General features: G+C 47.9%; 7 protein-coding genes. All 7 read left to right on the top strand.

Annotated elements, in window-relative coordinates; genetic code table 11:
- Positions 1 to 32: 32 nt before the first annotated feature.
- Positions 33 to 875, top strand: a complete 843-nt coding sequence (locus tag BUB28_RS17330; protein ID WP_242939931.1) for a fibronectin type III domain-containing protein — start codon at positions 33 to 35, stop codon at positions 873 to 875.
- Between the two features lie 14 nt (positions 876 to 889).
- Positions 890 to 1192, top strand: a complete 303-nt coding sequence (locus tag BUB28_RS04280) for a hypothetical protein (protein ID WP_072949154.1) — start codon at positions 890 to 892, stop codon at positions 1190 to 1192.
- Positions 1189 to 3210, top strand: coding sequence for a DNA topoisomerase 3 (locus tag BUB28_RS04275; protein WP_072949152.1), 2022 nt, complete (start codon positions 1189 to 1191; stop codon positions 3208 to 3210). The genes BUB28_RS04280 and BUB28_RS04275 overlap by 4 nt, the downstream gene beginning before the upstream one ends.
- Positions 3207 to 3719: a hypothetical protein gene (locus BUB28_RS04270; RefSeq protein WP_072949150.1), complete on the top strand. Its 513-nt coding sequence runs from the start codon at positions 3207 to 3209 to the stop codon at positions 3717 to 3719. The genes BUB28_RS04275 and BUB28_RS04270 overlap by 4 nt, the downstream gene beginning before the upstream one ends.
- Positions 3716 to 4447 (top strand): hypothetical protein, encoded by a 732-nt coding sequence (locus BUB28_RS04265; protein ID WP_072949148.1) that lies wholly within the window; start codon positions 3716 to 3718, stop codon positions 4445 to 4447. Before BUB28_RS04270 ends, BUB28_RS04265 begins: the two co-directional genes overlap by 4 nt.
- An 88-nt stretch (positions 4448 to 4535) precedes the next feature.
- Positions 4536 to 6614 (top strand): DUF4316 domain-containing protein, encoded by a 2079-nt coding sequence (locus BUB28_RS04260; RefSeq protein ID WP_072949146.1) that lies wholly within the window; start codon positions 4536 to 4538, stop codon positions 6612 to 6614.
- Complete coding sequence (locus BUB28_RS04255; protein WP_072949137.1) at positions 6615 to 19163, top strand: YodL domain-containing protein; 12549 nt, start codon at positions 6615 to 6617, stop codon at positions 19161 to 19163.
- Positions 19164 to 19227 lie beyond the last annotated feature (64 nt).

Here is a 19227-nt window from a genome sequence, read left to right as displayed (position 1 = left end):
CTTATCAAAGCGGAAGGCGGTGACGAAATATAATGTTTGAGCCTGATTTTCAAAGAAGAATACTTGCTCTTATCATGGGTTTCATCGTACATAATGCAGATGTTCCGCCCGAGATCACCGAAGTATCTGTCGAAGGTTTGGAAGTATCAACGATTTCCGTTTCCTGCTTAAAAGTCGAATGGGAGTCCGAGCCTGACAGAGATTACACTGTCACCTGTGAAGCGGTCTCGCCCGATTATGCCTACTATGACAATATGTACTTTGAGTTCAAATCGGACAGCCTGTGCTACATCACGGGTCTGCGTGAGGGTACGGAGTACACGGTGATGGTAGAGCCTGTTATTCTTTCTGAGGAAGAAAATACCGAAGCTGTACCTGTATCGGAGAACGGCAAGACCGAAACGGTTGAAGTCATTTGGGATTTTCCCCATGAGGACGGCTGGACTAACTGCTTTGCCGGCGAGAGGGCTTCGGGCTTGAAAGCACAGCCTGCTTCGGGTGCGATATATGGTTCTGTGGTCGATCCGATCACAAACACGGGCATTCGCCGTGATGAATACGGTGATTACTGCGCCGCATTAGGCTTGTTTTACGGCTATGATTGGGACAGGTACTTAGTGGAGCTTGAAAACGGAACTCAGTTTACCGTCAAGCAATGCGACAGCAAAGGCTGGGCTGATGATGGCGAGGGGAAATATCATAACTTCGGCGGTGACGGCAAATGTATCGTTGAGTTTATCTATGATGATAACAGTGTGCCGTCCTGTGTGGCATTTTCAGGCTCCTGGGGTTACTACAATTGGTGTGGTCTTGACCTCGGAGCGAACATAAAGTCAATCAAAAAAATCAACTATGGCGATCCCATAGAGTATTAACGGAGGGTTTTTATATGAATATCAAGAAGATCATCAAGTGTGTGGCAGGTCTCGGCGCTGTGGGCGGTATCGCTTATGCAGCGTACAAGTTCGGTGAGTGCAACGGTGAAGCCAATGCGAAGTTCCGTGACAAGTACGGCGATGACCTCGATGATTTTGACGAGGACGATGATGAGGACTTAGACAACTACTACGGCACTTGCTTTGAGCATAAGTATGATGAGCCTGATGACGGGTGTGTTGCTCCCAATAAGTACAAGATCGAACCTGAAAAAGATGTGGTGATGTATGTTTCCGACGGGGGTGCAATTGATTGAGCGTTCTTATTCTTGCCGAGAAACCCTCGGTCGGGAGAGCCTTGTCCTCGGTGGTGGGTGCTAACAAAACCAACAAGGGCTGCATCGAAGGCAGTGGCTACATTGTGTCATGGTGTGTCGGTCACTTGGTCGGGCTTAAAAATCCCAACGAATACGGCTGTGGGTGGGAGCAGAAATGGAGTTTTTCTCAGCTCCCTATGATACCCGAATCATGGCAGTTCAAGGTCACGGAAAGCACTAAGGAGCAGTTCGGCATTGTCAAGGCGCTTATGGGGCGTGATGACGTGACCGAGATCATCTGTGCCACGGACGCTGACCGTGAGGGAGAATGTATTTTCCGCTATGTCTATCAAATGGCTCGGTGCAGAAAGCCCGTCAAGCGTTTGTGGGTTTCTTCTTTGGAAGAATCGGCTATCAGGCAGGCACTCAATTCCATGAAGCCAATGTCCGCATACGATAACCTGTTCTATGCAGGCTTTTCACGGGCTAAGGCTGACTGGCTTGTTGGCATGAACGGTTCTCGGCTGTTCTCCTGTCGGTACGGCGGTAAGCTGAATATTGGCAGAGTGCAGACACCTACGCTTGCAATGCTTGTAAAGCGTAACTATGACGTTAAGCATTTCATCAAGCAGAAGTATTTTACTGCGGATATAGTCTGTGACGGCTTTACCCTGTCCTCTGCAAGAATCAACGATGAAACTGCGGTCAATGACCTGATTTCTTCTTGTGAGGGAAAGCCTGTTACGGTGAAGGCGGTCAAAAAGGAAGTCACAACGATCAGCGCACCAAAACTCTATGACCTTACCACCTTACAGCGTGAAGCCAACAAAACCTACGGTTACACTGCCCAGCAGACTCTTGACTACACGCAAAATCTGTATGAAAAGAAGCTGGTCACATATCCCCGAACAGACAGTCAATTCTTATCGGACGATATGGAGCAGACGGCGCTTGATGTGCTGAGGCTCTGCAATACCTATCTCGGCTTCAATATGGTGCATACTCCCGATCTGCGTAAAGTTATTAACAACAAGAAAGTCACGGGACACCATGCAATTATCCCCACAAGCGGTATTGCCACGGCTGACCTTAACGGACTTCCGGCAGGAGAAAAGAATATCCTTGTTCTTGTGGCGAGAAAGCTGATGTGTGCTTCTGCTCCTGCACATAAGTATGAATCGGTCAAAGTGACGGCTGAGTGCGGTGGTACTGAGTTTACGGCAAGCGGTAAGACCGTCCTTGATATGGGCTGGAAACGCTATGCGGTGAAATCCGCCGATGATAAGGAAGATGACAAGTCGCTCCCTGTCTTGACTGAGGGTCAAGTCCTGACCGGCAGTTTAAGCAAGGACGAACACTTCACAAGTCCGCCGAAGCCTTACACCGAAGATACTCTCTTATCCGCTATGGAACACGCCGGACAGGACGAATATGATGACGAATCCGAGAAAAAGGGCTTAGGTACGCCTGCAACAAGGGCCGCTGTCATCGAAAGTCTTGTCAAGAACGGCTATGCGGAACGCAAGGGCAAACAGATCATTCCCACCGACAGGGGCATTGACCTTGTGAGCGTAGTCCCCGATGAAGTGAAGTCGGCAAAGCTGACGGCTGAATGGGAAATGAAGCTCCGGCAGGTTGAACACGGACAGTATTCTGCTGACAGCTTTATGTCGGAGATCGAGCAGAATGTCCGTGAAATGTGCGGTAAATACGGCAAGTCCGATAATTCTGTTTCTTTTTCAGACGGCAAGTTTGAATCGGCGGGCAGATGCCCTAAGTGCGGTGCTGAGGTCATCAACGGCAAGTTCGGGTGGTACTGCAAGGGCAAGTGCGGAATGAATGTTGCTAAGGTCTTTGGTGTAACGCTGTCCGATGCTCAGGTCAAGGGGCTTCTGAACGGCAAAAGCACAAGCTACATGAAAATCGGCAGAAAGACTATCGTTTTGCCCGAAGTCGTTCCCAACGAATATCAGGGCAAGACATACTACAACTGGAAAACGGAGGGTAAGAAGAAATGAACGATTTAGACTATTCGGCTATCGAAAAGACGCTCGGTGTAGAGCCTGAAACTATCGCTACTATGCCCGAGGAGATCAGGGCGAAGATGAAAACCGTCCTTGAAACTATCGTGGTGAGGACTGATGAGGACAGAAAAGAGCTTTACAATGCCCTTGATCTGCTGTGGCAGAAAGGCTCTGTGCTTCTCACACTTGAAAAGGTATCTAAGGCAACGGGCATTCCTATGGTCACGCTGTCAAACCTTGACTTTGAGACACAGCAGGTCATTGTGTTTGAGTACCTTGCCAACAGTGCGAACACAAAGCAGATCTATATGCTCACTAATTCGGCGCTTGCGGTTATCGAGCTTGACAAGATCGCAAAGCTCATCGCTGTGCCTGTCAGAGAGCTAAGAAAACTCCCTCGCCGTATTCAGGAGCAGATGTGCGGTGCGTATGCAATGGAATTTGACAAGGACAGCACCAATGCGGAGCTTGTCGGTGAACTGAGAGGAATGATGCAGCAGTGAGTGACCATATTTTTTCCTTTGGTGAGGATAACTTTCCAAAAGACAGCAGAGAGTACGTCACACTTGATACCGACAAGGGCAAGCTGTTGGCAATCGCCCTTAAAACAAGCGGTGTACCGCATATCGGCACTTTTACGGATAAGCAGATGCGCTTTTCCTATGATGCCGATTATAAGGACACGGTTGATGAGATCGTGAAGAAAGCAAGTTCCGATGAGTTTGAAGAAATGCTCCGTGAGATCAAGGAGCATAAAGATGACAGCAGTTATCTTGTGCTTCTCCCCTCGGTGGCGCACTATCTCAATGTAACGGAAGGCACATTACGGAACAGACCGAACGAACTGCAAGTCCAGCTGTGCCGTATGTTTACACGGCTCTGGTACTGTGACACGCCCACCATTCAGCGTGAGCTGACAAGGGCGTATACTGCCAACAGGCAGACGGAGCGTGACCTGGAAGAAGCAAAGGAACGTGAGGTACAGCAGAACAATACTCCCGAAAAGCGTGAGACTGTATATTTTGCAGATACTCAGCACAGGCAGAATGTTCTCAAGGGTGACGAAGATCATCGGGACAAGGCTGAACTTGCGGACAAAGAGGAAGTCCGCACAGGGCTTATTTCAAGAGAAGTCATTCGCCGTCAGGCTGAAATGGTAAGACGCAAACAGGCGGTCAAGGACAAGCTGACCGCCGAGAAAACTGAAAGAGAAAGGAAATTCGGACAATGAAGAAGTTTATTATCATCACAAGCGCTGTTGTTACAGCAGTGACCGCAGGTATCATCGTTTTCGTTAAGAGAAGAAAGTGAGGTAGCCAATGCCCGTACAGGATAATGATGACAAGCGCACCAATGACCAGCCTGTGACTGACGCAGAGGAAGAACTTCGCAGAAAACAGGCACAGGCTCAGGAACATGAGCATGAGAACAATATTCAGAAATCGGGAAAACTTCTTCCTTTTCTGAATGCCAAAGCGGAACATCATCAGAGCCGTATCGACTCCCTTGATGAGAAGATCGCCAATCAGACGGACAAGATAGACCGAAACAGAGCGAAAATCGAAGCCCTGTCCGCTAAGGCTGACAAGCTGGAAGATACCAACCGTATGCTCTCGGCTACTCTCGGCGGTGTTCCCCTTGTGCAGAGCATGATCCGCCGTAATGAAGAACGTATCACGGCTATCCGTGAGGATAAGATCCCCAAGCGTGAGCAGAAGATTGAAAACGGCTGGAAGAAGATAGATGCCATGACCGCAAAGCGTGACACTATCTCCCACAAGCTGGACAGAGTGGTTGCTCTCAGCGATGCGATCAAGAGTTTTTCTATCGGCTTTAACAAGCACCGCCGTGAAGCCTTTTCCGATGCTATGGACAGGCTCAATGAAGCGACATTCAACTGTCTTATGGATAAGAAGAAGGCTCTTACCGCTAAAAAAGACAGTATCGTAGAGAAATACAATTCTCCCGAGACCAGCGTTGTTGACAAGTACAAACTGCAACAGCAGATAAATACGCTTTCAGAGCGTATTCAGTCTGTTGACGAGCGTATTGACAAGGTTCATCAGCCCGATGAGTTCTACTCCATGCAGGACAATGACACCCTTGACGCTCAGATGAAGCTGACAAGCGACAAGCTGGCTGATGTGGCTGAAAACGGCATTGAGACAACTTCGGGACTTGCGGAAGATACGCTTTTCTATGCTCAGGAGACCGAGGAACTTGACAAGTCGCAGATCGCTTCGCTGGCTGATAAGTTCAACTTGACGGTCGAGGAACAGCTTGAAGATGACTACAACATGATAGACGGCATTATCAACAACGGTTCAAAGGCTGACCTTGAAAAGACAAGGGCTGATTTAGCGGAGTCTATTGAAGCGGCGCAGACCATTGCGGACAATCCGCATATCAGACAGGAAATGCGTGAAATGGCAAACGAGGATATTGCAAGGCTTCAAGGCGAACTTGCGGTAGTCGAAAAGGCTCTTTCTTCCTTAGATGCCGTAAATGAAGAACGCACCCATGAGGAAGAAGTTTCCGAGGTGCAGGACTGGCTTCTTGATATGGTCGCTGACGGCAAGGCAGAGATGAATGAGGACGGCGCTTTCCGTGTCAATCCCGATTATTACAAGGAACTGCCGAGGAATGACCGCCACATTGAGAGCATGACCGAAGCACAGGCGGTCTCTGTTATGGCGGCGCTTTCCAATGCAGGCATTGAGTTTTCCGCCGCCGCTCGTGGCGATGACAAGGTGGGTATCACGGTATCAAAGAAAGACCTTGTGGCTCTCAATGACATTATGTACTCCACTATCGGCAAGATCGCCAAGACACAGGCGGCTAAGGAGAATGCAGGCAAAGGCGAGAAAGGCAAATACCAAACGATCAACCCCGAATACTATGCTTCTCTTTCCAAAGAGCAGAGACATTCCCGTGTTGAAGCGACAGAGGTTGCTCGTGAGATCGTAAAGGGGCTTATGGCTGAGAAAATTCCGTATTCTGCCGTAGTCCGCAAGAATGATACTGTTGCGATCACCGTATCGAAAGACAATGCTAAGGTTTACAAGCAGATAGAAAATAAGGTCAAGGGTGTGCGGGCTGCGGAGTATATCAATCCCGAATTTTACAAGGCTCTGCCCAAAGAGTTCAGGGTAACTCTGCCGATGACCGAGGAACAGGCAAAAGCAAAGGTCGCTGAACTTGACAAGAAAGGCATTGCACACTCCGCTGTTATGAACGGCGATAAGTCGGCTGTTACGGTATCGAAGAAAGACCAGGGACGGGCGTTTTTCTCACGTTCACAGCTGAAACGAGAGGTTCAGCGTATCAGCGGACAGGGCAAGAAACAGCCCCAGAAGCAGAAGTCACCCAAAAAGAAAGATACACAGGGGTTAGGCTAAATGAGACTGAGTGAAGAACAGATAGAAAGGGCAAGTACGGTCAATCTTCCGCAATTTCTTATGCAGAACGGCTTTGACCTGAAACGTGTGGGGCGAGAATACATCTGGAAAGACCATGACAGTATGCACATCAAGGACAATGCCCCCGGCGAACGTGGAGTATGGCACAGGTTCAGTACGGACGAGGGCGGTGACAACATCGCCTTCCTCCGTCAGTATATGAATATGTCGTTTGTCGAAGCGGTGGAAGCCCTGAACGGCGAACACTATGAACGCACATATACCCCGCCTCATACCGACACTCCCAAGAAAACTGCTGAAAAAGAGGGAGTGCCGGAAATAAATGAAGCAGATAACTGTAAACGTGTGTTTGCTTATCTTTGCAAAACAAGAGGACTTGACTATGACCTCATAGTTTCGCTTGTAAAACAGGGCTTGATCTCTCAGGAAGAAAAGAGAGGAAATGTTCTGTTCAAATTTTTTGATGAAAACGGTAAGGTCATCGGTGCAGAAAAAGTCGGTACATCAACTGAATACAGATTTAAGGGTATAGCTGAGTATTCGGCAGAAGGACACGGCTTTGAAGTCGTTCGTGGTAAAGGAGATAAAGCATTTTTCTTTGAGAGTGCGATAGATATGCTTTCTTATCTGCAAATGCACGATAAGGAACTTGATAACTGCCGTATGGTGTCCATGATGGGCTTGAAACCGAGTATTGTCCTTGATACGATACTTCGTTACAATATCCCGCCTCAGAATGTATTTTTATGCTCCGACAACGATGAAAAAGGCAATCAGTTTGCCGAAAGGCTTATGAGTGAATATCCCGATATGAAGCGTATCGTCACTCCCGATACATATAAAGACTGGAACGATATGCTCAGGGGTATCCCCAAAAAAGAGATAGATACAGAACAAAAGACAGAAGTAAAAAAGGAGGCTGACAGAATGGCTGCAATAGGCAATGAATATTGGAACTCTGCTACTGATAACAGGGACAAGGCTGTTATCAGCATGAGTGTTGAAGATTTCAGTGCTTTGTTTCAGAAACTCGAAGATTCGGGCTTGAATTATCGTGCATACAGAGTGGCAAGCGGTTTCAAAATGGCGGTAAATGCCGCTGATGTCGGAACAATAAGACAGCTTGCAGGCAAAAATCTTGAAGCGGCAGGCTCAACTGTTCCGTTTTCTCCGCCCGAAAAGAACATCATCGGCAATGTGGAATACAGATATATCCCCAACAAGGAGTACATTTCCGCTGACCGTGACCTTATCCTGAAAATGGCTGACACTCTGGACAAACAGGGTATCAAGTTTTCGGGAAGAATTTACCCGACAGGCAAAGGCACTTTGACCGTCAGCCGTAACGATCTTGCTTATGTGAGGTCTGTTCGTGACAATATCATCGGCAAGCGCCGTCAGGTCGGTATTGGCGAAAAGGGACAGGTCATCGGAAACCGTTCCGTTTCGGCACAGAACAGACATTTGTATATGTCAACCCTCACCCCGAAACAGTATGAGGAAGTCAAACCCTTTATCGAAACTAACGCAAGATACAGCGGTGTTATCCGTGACGGCAAAGTGATGTTCTCGGTTGACCGTGATGAAGCACAGGCTTTTCACAGGGCATTAGATACCGCAAAGCGTGAGGTGGGGCTTATCCACACCATGCAGGATCAGGAGCTTCCAATGGAGCAGATGATAGCGCTTTCGCCCGTAATGCACAGGCTGGCGGTGGAAGATGCACAGCTTCAGCTTTCTGACTTTTTCGATAAGCGTTATGATGAAGCACAGTTCGGTGAAATGCTGTCTCTTGTCAATGCCTATCTCGATCAGCCTGCTTCGGAGCGTTACGGCGAACACTCCAAGCTGAATGATATGCTTGAAGCGAAAAGCAGTTTTGACCGTACTATCGAACTTTCCGATTTCTTTTTCCAGCATGATTTCAGCGAAGAACAGAAGTCTGCGATAGCCACTATGTTTGTCGGTGAAGTCACAAGAGGGCAGATCGACAGCATTGACGAAACTTTCACCGCTGAGGATATTCAGGAGTATGCGGAGATACTGCAAAGTGCTTTGCAGGAATCGGATATTGAGGATTTCCTTGCAGAACACGCACATTCCGTACAGAAACAGGCTGACAGAGATCAGGCACTTGCCGATGCCCTTGCTTCACACAAGGATATACAGCTTTCGGGAAGCAGTGATGATCTCACAAATTTCCGTCTGCACTATGATACGGAGATCAACAACGGCGAAGGTGGTTATAACCTGATTGCTGACCGCACCGCAGCACCTATCATAAAGGATATGAGTATTTCGGTGCTTTCCGATGATATTTCCTTCGATACATTTAAGGACTTCCTTTCTTCTCACAATTTAGCTTTTGAGAGTGTGATCGACACGATCGTACCTGAGAAACAGGCAACTGAGGAAGAAGTGCTGTTCTCCAATGCTGACCTTGCCCGTTTCCTTGCGGAGCATACTCTGTCCTCCGATGAGTGGGAAAGCATGGCATATCCGCTGTTTGAGCGTGGGTATCTTGAAAAGCACCAGCCCAGCGATAATTCTTCTTTCGGCTATCATCTGCCCGAAAAAGAGCTGTATGCACTTGCGGAGCGTTATCATCAGGGTGATGATATTCGCCGTGAGCTTGCGCTCGGTCTGATGATCCACGCTTCTGATAATATCGCAGATAAGGATAAGGTGGAGTTCGTCTTTGAGGACGGCAAGATCTCTGACCGCACCTATTATTATGCCGAAAATCTCCGTCACACAATGCATCTGTCCTACGGCGATGACGGCATCACTTGTTCTTTCAGTGGTATGGAGCGTTTCGTTTCCTTTCAGGAGATTGGACAGGCTTTCATTGACCGTATTCATGAGGAATTTGACGACCTCGCATTTTGGTGGGTGCGTGACGATATTCAGGCGGCTGTTCCCGATATTTCCGATGAAAAGATCGCTGACCTCCTGACAGCTTTTGACGGTGCAGCTATGGCAGATTGGGAAAAGGGCGATAATCAGCCGAAGATCAATCGCATCAAAAAGGCTCTCTATGATATTCTCGGTGATGAAGCGCAGACAGAACAGGTATTTGCTATCATTGCAAAGGAAAAGTATCATGTGACTTTTGAGCCTGAGAGAAAGCCCGACAGCCTTGAATTTCAGTTCGGCTATTCTAAGGACGGCAATGACCGCTGGTTTACCGAAAGTGGTCTGCTGAGTGATTTTGCGGAGGAACACGGCGAGATCAGCTTTGCGCTTGCAAATGCTCTTATGGAGTATCTTGACGATAAACAGCATCAGGAGCGTATGATCCCCGACCTCAACGCAGGCTATTATAAGAAAACAAACTTTGAGATCAGGGCTGTTGTGGACGGACAGGAGTTTAATTTCTCCAACAGGTTTGACATAGGTGACGGCAAGGGTACTGGCGGTGGAAGTCTTATTGACCATATCCGCACTATCTGTGAAAATGCTCTTGCTTCGACAGCTTATCCCTACAACACACCCGAAAGCAAGGAAACTCCCCGAAATATGCTGAATGTCCTTGTTCCTTATCTGGAAGCCCATTCTTCGCTTACCGCTGAGGAACAGAAGATACTTGACGATTTCAAGGAGAAAAATCCTATCCGCACCATTGATGATGTGGAAAAGGCACAGGGTAAGTTTCAGATCTATCAGCTCCCAGGCGGTGACAAGTATCATGGTGTCCGCTTTGAGGGGCTTGACAGGCTGAAAGCAGAGGGCGTACAGCTCAACAAGGACGATTATGAGCTTGTGTATGAGGGCTTAGTCGGTGAGTTCAGAGGAAATGCGACTCTTGAGGGCATTTTCACTCAGTTCAACACTAATCACCCCGAAGATTTCCGTGGCCACTCGCTGTCTGTTTCCGATGTTATCGTCATTTCCGTGGACGATAAGGACACGGCATATTATTGCGACAGCTTTGGCTTTACCGAAATGCCCGATTTTTTCCTTGAAAAAGAAAAGGAACAGGAGAAGTCTGCGCCGTCTGTTGCCGATCTTGAAGTCGGTGATATTATAATGTATGACGGCGCTCGCCGTGAGATCGAGGAAATCAGCGCTGACCGTATCAAGATGAAAGACCTTGACGCACCCGATTACGGCGGTATTCTGATCGGCACTTCCGATGTGCTTGCCTATGACGGCTGGCAGCAGGATATGGAGAAAAAGGGCTTTGAGATTCTGTCTAAGGCAGAAAAGCCTGTACCTGTTGTAGATACTCCCGAACAGGCAGAACCGGAGGATAAAGGTCCGGTATCGATCCGCAAGGTCGGTGACTTTTACGAGATGTACGGCAAAAATGCGGAGATCGGTGAAGAAGTCCTCGGACTGCGTATGCTCTCCAAAAATGGGCAGCCTATGGTCGGTTTTCCCGATCATGTTAAGGACGAATACTCTGCAAAGCTCCGTGAAGCAGGATATACCGTCCTGATCGAACAGGCATTTGAGCTGAACCCTCCGAAGCGTGAAGCGGAAAAACTCCAGACCTTACAGCAGGTCGTTGACAAGTTCTTCGGCACTGACTGCGAATCTGCGGAAACAGAGGGCGGAACATGGAAAATTGCTATTGCTGACGGCGATAAGGTAGGAGAGCTTTTCTATGGTGGCGATCCCGTCTGCGGTATCTATAACCGTGTCGATAAGATGGAGATAGAGCCGTACCGTGAGCTGTCCACATTCCCGAAGCTCCTGCAAACGGCGATGCTTGAACATAACCCCGATAAGCCCGTAGAGATCATGGAGTATCAGCGTACCTTTGAAACTCCGCTTGACAAAGCAAAATGGCTTATCAACGATTTCTGTGAAGCTGAATATCGTGAGGGTGCTGATTTTGATGATCTGCACAATGTCGGTCTTGCGTTTACTACGCTGACGGACGATGAGCTGCCGATTCAGGTGACGGCTGACCTTGTGGATTTCAAGATCACTCACGAATTTGACGGTGAAGTGTATAACACTGAGAAGTATGACAGCATTGAGGATATGATCGAGAACGGTCTGACAGATCTTGATTTCAGCGACCTCATTTCCGTTCCCGATGAAGTAATCGAGCGTCATACTGGTAAGGACGAACAGACGGTAGAGCTTATGAGCGATGCCGCTGATGTTTCCGATACTTCTTCTCCTGCGGAAGATGTTCCGTCTGTTACGCTGAAATACAAGGGAGACAGCGAAAGTCTTGACGAGATCAAGGATAAGGCACTTTCCCTCGGTGCTACGGTTATCGTGGACAATGCGGAGGGTATCATTTCCATTGATACCTATGCAGACCACAAGAACGAGTTGGATAATCTTGCCTATGAACTGGGTGTAATGTCGGTTGACGATGTTCCTGTTTCAGATGTTCCTGCTAAGGAAACGGAAGAAATCTACGATGATGCTCCGCTGTTTGCCGATGATGATGTTATCGAACAGATACAGGCGGACGAAAAGGCAGATATTCCGTTTTGGCAGAAGCCCGACATTGAGGGCGAACAGCTTTCTCTGTTCGGTGATCCCGAGCCTATCCAGACCAAAACACCTGATAAGGCAAAAGTGGAGTTTGCTCCGGGGCCTGTTGTGGACGGTGTTCAGGTGTTTGAAGCGTTGGCTGCTGAAATTGACCGTGGAACAGGCTTTGTAAACGGCAAGATCAGAGTTCAGGAGTTCTATGAAAAGAGCAAAAGTGAGCCTAATCACCCGACAATTCAGGAGCTTGCAGACTTCTTGAAAAAGGAATATGGTATCGGCGGTCACAGCGGTGAGGGAAATATCTCGCTTGTTGACTATGACAGTAAGGGAATGACTTTCTCTTTTGAGAACGGCGAAAAGTTCCGTCACAGCTGGCACGATGTTGCTGTCATGACAGAATCAAGGCTGAAAGACAATACTTATCTTTCGCCCGAACAGCAGGAGCAGTGGCAGGCTATGAAAGCCGAACGCTCGGCTGAGGAAAACTTTGAGCCGTACAAGGTTGAAATCGGAGACAAGTTTCGCAACAAGGCTACGGGCGTGGTTTCAGAGGTTGTTTCGCTGACAGGTGCTTTGCCCTATTACACAGACGATTGCACTGTCAAGAGGTTAAGCGGAGCGTTTGAGATCACCGAAAATATCTCCTATGACAAACTGCTCAACAGCGGACTTTATGAGTATATCGGCAGAGATGAGCCTGAAAAGGAACAGTCTGCACCCGTGAAGCCTGAAAATGCTAAGGTCACACCCGATAATTCTGCGGTCGCTCCCAAAGCAGAAAAGCCCGAAATCCCTACTGTCAAGAACCTGTCTCAGCTCAAAAAGGCGATCAAGCCGGGAATGATGTTTGAGATAACTGACCACCTCCGTCCCGAATGTATTGGAGAGCGCCGTATTGTAACAGGCGTAAGCACTGTTGATTTTACTTCCCGAAAGCTCGATGAAAACGGCGAGCCTGCGGGCAAGGATATTCACATGGAGTTTGACAGAGCCAAAAACTGGACGTTTGACGGCGGTGAGCTGACTTCTCGGCTTGACAACGGCGATATGCTTATGAGCTTTCATTTCATTGACAGCTTGGAGCGTGAGCAGACAATTCATGCTGAGAAAGAGCCTATACCTTTATATACAGGAGAATGGGCTGTTGCGGATAACCGTGAGCTTTACAGAGAGATCGTTTCTGAAAACGAGCGATTTGCAAAAATGGCGAATGAGGTTATTGGAAACGGCAAAAATCCCGTTGACAGTGTAAAGGCTCTTGTTGGTGAGTTTGGTATGGAGCGTACTGCGTTTCTTACAGCTTTGAATATTGTCGCTCACCCAGGTGACGGCAGATTTTATCCTGTGGATAAGGAGTGGGCTTGTAAAGTTCTTTCCCCGTATTTGGAAGTCTCGCCCGATGAAGTAATTCATCGTACTCCTAAAAAAGAACAGCTTTTTGAGCGTATGATTGACGGTGGTAAGCTGTTTTCTATCCACAACACACATCTCGCTGAGTTTGCAGAAACACTTATGCCTGAATATGAGAAGTATTTGGAAAAGTCACGCTCTGCCGAAAAGACTTCGCCTGAGCTTTCTGTCGGAGATCATCTTGAATATAAGGGCAAGGAATACAAGGTCGAAAGCATTGATATGGGTGGATTTATCACACTTGCAGACACAGCACTTGAAGATGCTCCGAGACTTATGTCCCGTGTAACATTCCTTACTGACGAGTTTATCCGCAGCGGTGAATATAAGAAAATCACTCCTACGGTCGATGCTCCTGCACCGGAAGTTACTGCACCAGAAAAGGACGATGCTCTCAGCAGTAATAATGCCAATAGTGAAGAACATACCGATTTTTCTCAACATGACGATCTTCTAAAGAGTATGTTTGCGGTTAATCCTGAATTTTTCAGAGGATTGCTGCCTGACGAAATGATTGACGAGCAGGAGCAAGTTATCCAAAATGCTGTTGGTAATATCAGTCATGAGGATAGAATGGCTGTTCTTCATGAAATGATGAATGGTGAAGATACTCCAGAAGCTGATGATGAGGGTGAACGGCTGCCGGAAGAAAAAAGCAGTAACTTTGCGATTACAGACGATTCTCTCGGTGAGGGCGGTTCTAAGGCGAAATTCCGTGCCAATGTCGATGCGATCAGAACGCTGAAAACGCTTGAAGCTGAAAAGCGTCCTGCAACGGCAGAGGAAAAGGAAACGCTTTCACGCTATGTGGGCTGGGGGGCGATTCCGCAGGCTTTCGATAAGTCGGCGGATAAGTGGTCGGCTGAATACAAGGAACTTTCGGAACTGCTCACTCCCGAAGAATACAGACAGGCACGTTCTACCGTTGGCGATGCTTTTTATACCAGCCCGACAATCATTGAGGGCATTTATGAAGCACTCGGAAACTTCGGATTTGAGGGCGGTAATGTCCTTGAGCCTGCAATGGGTGTCGGCAATTTCTTCGGCTGTATGCCAAAAGAAATGCAGGACAGCTCTCACCTTTACGGTGTGGAGATCGACAGCATTTCGGGACGTATTGCTCAGGCTCTTTACCCCGATGCAGATATTGCGATAAGCGGTTTTGAGAAAAACAGCTTTCAGAACGGCTGTTTTGATGTTGCCGTAGGCAATGTTCCGTTCGGTGAGCTGGGCTTTAAGGACGAAAAACATTCCACCACAAAACTTCACGATTACTTCTTCATGGAGGCTATGGACAAAGTGAAGAACGGGGGCATTGTCGCTTTCGTCACTTCGGCAGGAACGCTCGATAAGCGTGATGAAAATGTCCGCCAGATGTTGGCTGACAAGGCTGACCTGATCGGTGCTATCCGTCTGCCTGGCGGTAAAAACGGTGCTTTCCATGACAATGCCGGTACGGACGTAACGACGGATATTATTTTTTTGCAGAAGCATGAGGGCAAGTCTGTTGCCGAAATGTCCAATATTCCCGATTGGGTGCATATTGGTGAAACGGCTGACGGTCTGCCGATCAACAAGTATTTTGAACAGCACCCCGATATGGTGCTTGGTACGGTGGTCGAGGGCAACAAGCTCTACGGCAGCGGTACTATGGTTATCGCTGAGGACGGTTTTGACCTGAGATCTGCACTTCATGAAGCGGTCGGTAAGCTCACCGCTGAGATCAGCCATGACAAAGCCCGTGACGTTTATGCTAAGACCGAACAGGGGCTTGCGGTGAAGATTCCGTCCGATCTGCGTAATTTCAGTTTCTTTATGCAGGACGATGCTATCTATTTCAAGAAAAATGCTGTTTCTTTTGAGCAGAGGTTTGACAAGAAAAACGCACAGTTCAGCAGATACAAGGCTTTTATCGAGCTGAGGGATATTACCCGTGAGCTTATTCAGGCTCAGGAGCTTAACAAGCCCGACAGCGTTATTGCTGACTTGCAGGCGAAACTCGGAAAGTCCTACGATGACTTCTATAATAAGTATGGGCTTATTCACAGCAAGACCAACAAACGCTATTTCAATGAGGATATTTCGTATAACCTTGTTGCAGGCTTAGAAAAGAAAATCGACAAGGATAAACTTGTCGAGAAGTCGGATATTTTCACAAAGCGCACCATTTGTCCTCCGAAGGCGGTTGAGTGCGTGGAGACAGCAATGGAAGCCCTCACGCTTTCGGTGGCTGAAAAAGCAAAAGTTGACTTTGATTATATGTCAAAGCTCACGGGAATGTCGGAAGATGAGCTGAAACAGGAGCTTGTGGGTGAAATTTTCAAAATTCCCCATACCGAAAACACTTATCAGACGGCAAGCGAATACTTGTCGGGCGATATTCGTGCGAAACTGCGTGAAGCGGAGGAAATTGCGGAGTATGACTCCGATTTCAATATCAACGTGAACGCTTTGCAGAAAGCAATGCCCGAGCCGTTAAAGGCTGGCGATATTGATGTGAAAATCGGCGCTACATGGTTAGACCCGAAGTATTACGATCAGTTTATGTATGAATTGCTCGGCACTCCCGACAACAACAGGGCTGACAAACCTCAGAGCCGTTGGTTCAAGCACTCTCTTATACAGGCGGAATATTCCGAACACTCCAACAGCTGGCATATCGCCAACAAAAAGGCTGACAGGTCGGTGCTTGTCAACCAAAAATACGGCTCTGGTAAGATGAACGCTTATGAGATCATGGAGCATTTGCTCAACCTGAAAGAGCCGAAAGTCTACAAGACTATCGAAGTTCCTGACGGCTTGGGCGATACTAAGGAAAAGCGTGTTATCGACGAAGAAGCTACCCGTGTCGTTCAGAAAAAGGCTAAGGAGATCAAGAAGGCTTTCAAGACATGGATATTCAAGGACGCTGAGCGCCGTGAAGCTATCGTTGACAGGTACAATGAACTTTTCAACTCCATTCGTCCCCGTGAGTTCGACGGCAGCGCTCTTTCTTTCCCGATGATGAACAGCAGTATTCATCTGCACGATCATCAGCGAAACGCAATAGCACACGCTATGTTTGGCGGTAACACGCTGTTTGCGCATAGTGTGGGTGCGGGCAAAACTTTTGAAATGATTGCAACTGCGATGGAATCAAAAAGGCTCGGTCTTTGCACAAAATCGCTGTTTGCCGTACCGAATCATCTGACGGAGCAGATCGGTGATGACTTTATGAAGCTCTATCCGGGCGCTAACATCTTGGTAGCGACTAAAAAGGACTTTCAGAAAGCAAACCGTCAGCAGTTATTTGCAAAAATTGCAACAGGCAATTATGATGCGGTGATCATCGGTCACTCACAGCTTGGCATGATACCGATGTCAAGAGAACGTCAGGAAATGGTTATCCAGAGCCAGATCGACGATATTCTTGAAGGCATTGAGGAACTGAAACGGAGCGAAGGTTCAAAGTTCCAGATCAAAGCCATGGAGAAAACAAGAAAGAGCTTGCAGAAACAGCTCGACAGGCTTGAAAAGGTCAACCAGGACGGCACTATCACCTTTGAACAGCTTGGAGTGGACAAGTTATTCGTCGATGAGGCCCATGAATTTAAGAATTTGTTCACCCCGACAAAGCTGACGAACGTGGCAGGCATATCCAATTCTGCTTCTCAGAAAGCCCTTGACTTGTTCCTGAAATGCCGTTATTTAGACGAAAAGACAGGCGGTAAGGGTGTGGTTTTTGCCACGGGAACGCCAATTTCTAATTCCGTAACAGAACTTCATACAATGATGCGTTACCTGGAATATGACTTCCTGAAAGACCACGGCTTACAGCACTTTGACAACTGGGTATCGACTTTCGGAGAGCAAAAGACCGATTGGGAGTTAAAACCGGCAGGAAATGGCTTCAAAGAGCGCACAAGAGTTGCTCAGTACACGGGTATGCCTGAGCTTATGAGTATGTTCAAGCAGGTGGCGGACATCAGGACGGCGGACACGCTGAAACTCGATGTACCCGACTGCGACTACAAGGTAGTTCAGGTGGAAGCTACTCCTTTTCAGGTGGAGCTTGTGCAGGAACTTTCCGACAGAGCCGATGCTATCAACAGCGGAAATGTCGATCCGTCTATCGACAATATGTTGAAGATAACGAGCGACGGACGCAAACTCGGTCTTGACCCGCGCCTTATTGATCCTGCGTTTGAGGATAACCCCGATACAAAGCTGAACAGGTGCGTTGAAAACGTTGCCCGTATCCACGCTGAAACGGCTGAGGACAAGCTGACACAGATCATCTTCTGTGACCTGGGTGTACCTCACAAGAACGCCGATGAAGTGAAATACGATGAGGACGGCGAAGTCATTTTCGATGACAGCAAGTCCGCTGCGGAACGTGAAGCGTTAGAGGAAGAATGTGACTTCTGTGTGTATGACGATATAAAGGCGAAACTTGTCGCTAAGGGTATTCCTGCTGATGAGATAGCCTACATACACGATGCTAAGTCCGAAAAGCAGAAAAGCGAGCTGTTTGAAAAGGTGCGTTCGGGAGAAGTGAGAATACTCCTCGGAAGCACCGCAAAAATGGGAACAGGCACTAACGTTCAGGACAAGCTGATAGCCGTTCACGATCTGGATATTCCGTGGAGACCGGCTGACCTGGACCAGCGCGCAGGACGTATTATCCGTCAGGGCAATCAAAACAAGAATGTTGAGATATACCGCTATGTGACGAAGGGTACGTTTGACGCTTACAGCTATCAGACACTTGAAAACAAGCAGAAGTTTATCAGCCAGATCATGACTTCAAAGGAACCGGCAAGAAAATGCGAGGACGTAGACCAGCAGGCACTCACTTACTCGGAGATCAAGGCACTCTGTACGGGCGATGAGCGTATCAAAGAAAAACTCATGCTCGACAACGAGGTCAAGGAGCTTAAAACGCTCTCCGCTGAGTACGCAAACACGGTTTACGAAATGCAGGACAAGATCAAGGCTTTCCCGATGAAGGAGGAACAGCTCACAACTGCACTCAGCAATTTGCAGGCTGACCGCAAGGCGCTGAAAGCTCTGCCGATTGATCCCGAAACGAAACTCCCCGTATTCAAAATGAAGGTCGGTGATGTGGAGTATACGGACAAGAAAGAAGCGGCAAAGGCTCTTGAAGAAGTGGCTCTCTCGATCAGGATAGCCGATACTCCTGTCAAGGTCGGTGAGTTTCAGGGCTTTCCGCTGTCCATTACCGTACACAGTCCTGCAATGGGCGGCGGTATGACAGCAACGATGCAGGGCGAATATCAGCACTCTGCAAAGCTGATAAGCAGTTTTGCCCATAACATGAGCCGTATCGAAGCAGGGCTGTACAACATTGACCGCCGTATAGATCAGGTCAAGACCAATCTCTCAAAGCTGAGAGTGGATTATGAAGAAGCACAGAAGATCGTTTCAGCACCTTTCCCTCAGCAAGCAGAACTTGAAAGCAAGTCGGAAAGGCTTGAAAAGCTGACAACCGCGCTTAACTTGGCGGCTATCGAAGCAAAGAAAAATGCTCCCAAACGTGATCAGACTTGCTATTTCCAGAGAGCGCAGTTAAAGCGTGAAGCCGCAAGGATAGCGAAGAAGAAGTCTGTACCTAAGAGAACAAAGGCTCAGGATAAGAAGAAACCGGGGCTGGAATAATCAACCTTGATCCCAATGGATTCAAGGTTGGCACAAAGCATTAAGCAAAAATGTGGTCAAACAG

It is taken from the genome of Ruminococcus flavefaciens (genome assembly GCF_900143025.1).
Classification (GTDB): domain Bacteria; phylum Bacillota; class Clostridia; order Oscillospirales; family Ruminococcaceae; genus Ruminococcus; species Ruminococcus flavefaciens_I.
This window is presented reverse-complemented; position numbering and strand designations above follow the sequence as displayed.